Source organism: Flavobacterium palustre (genome assembly GCF_014639535.1).
In the GTDB taxonomy this organism is placed as follows: Bacteria; Bacteroidota; Bacteroidia; order Flavobacteriales; family Flavobacteriaceae; genus Flavobacterium; species Flavobacterium palustre.
On sequence record NZ_BMGA01000022.1, the window covers coordinates 1 to 1,186 of the forward strand.

Genomic DNA, 1,186 nt, shown 5'->3' on the forward strand with positions numbered 1-1,186 from the left:
CTCAGATCTTCTTAAGAAACTCAATGACATAGGTGTTGAAAGCATCACAGCAGACGCGAATGCCTTGGAATCCAGAACCCTTAGCCAGGGCTTCAAATTCCTGCTCCGTCCTCTCTTTGCCGCCAGGGTTGTGCGCCAACATGATCACATCCATATGGACAACTCCCTTGGTGGCAAGGCTAGTGTCTGGTGCAACAGGAAGAATGCACTCAGCAAGAATCACTTTGCCATCGTCTGGAAGCGCAGCGTAGCAGTTCTTCAAGAATTTTATGCAATGCTCGTCACTCCAGTCGTGACATATCCACTTCATGAAAATTGCATCTCCCTTTGGTACACTTACAAACATGTCCCCTCCAACGTGTTGAACACCAGGATATTGAGGAGCATCTTCGATAACATGAGGCAAGTCGAAGTTGATGCCCTTGATCGAAGGGTACTTGGAAACGATCATGTTCACCACAGCTCCGGTGCCGCCACCGACATCAACGATGGATTTGAGGCCCTCGAAGCCTTTGTAAGTCTCAAGGATTTTCTTCATGGTAATGGTGGAGTGGTCAGCCATTCCCTTGTTGAAGACCTTGTTGAATCTAGGGTCAGTTCCATGGTAATCAAATGCAGTCATGCCATAGGCCTTGTTAAATGGAATCCCACCATCAAGAACTGCATCCTTCAAATGATACCAGCTCTCGACGAGGACCTTGTCCTGGTTCATGAGGCAGAGAGCAGCAATAGAGACGCCATCTTCATTCTTGGTCAAGAACTTACACACAGGTCCCAAACAGTAGAGCCTCTCAACTTTGCCGTCCGGAAGCGTACGCAATGAGCAGGTTAGAATGGAGTAGCTGGCCAGAAGGCGAAGCATACGGTCGAGCATGACCGGAGCTTCGGGGTTCTTGGTCGGAAGCTGAGAGGCTAGATCACTAGGGGAGAGGAAAGAGCCGGGTCCGGCCTTGGCCATGATCTCCAAGAGGTCGAGCTCGATGGCGGCTTTGAGGACCATGGGGAGGACGGAGGCGCTGGCGAGTTGCATGGCGAAGAGGTTGGCTTCCTCGTCGGAGACATGGGTCGGAGTCATCTGAGTCTCGCCGGTGGAACCCATTTTGGGTTAAGTTGCAGGGTTTGTGAAGATGATGTAGAAGAGTGATGAGGTAGTGCTAGATAGAGCTAGAGGACAGAGAAGAAGCAG

At 50.7% G+C, this 1,186-nt stretch carries 1 protein-coding gene; it reads right to left on the reverse strand.

The window, feature by feature from the left end; genetic code table 11:
• Nucleotide 1: 1 nt before the first annotated feature.
• Nucleotides 2–1,099, reverse strand: a complete 1,098-nt coding sequence (locus IEV84_RS16665; protein ID WP_188495872.1) for a COMT family class I SAM-dependent methyltransferase — start codon at nt 1,097–1,099, stop codon at nt 2–4.
• Nucleotides 1,100–1,186: the final 87 nt, after the last annotated feature.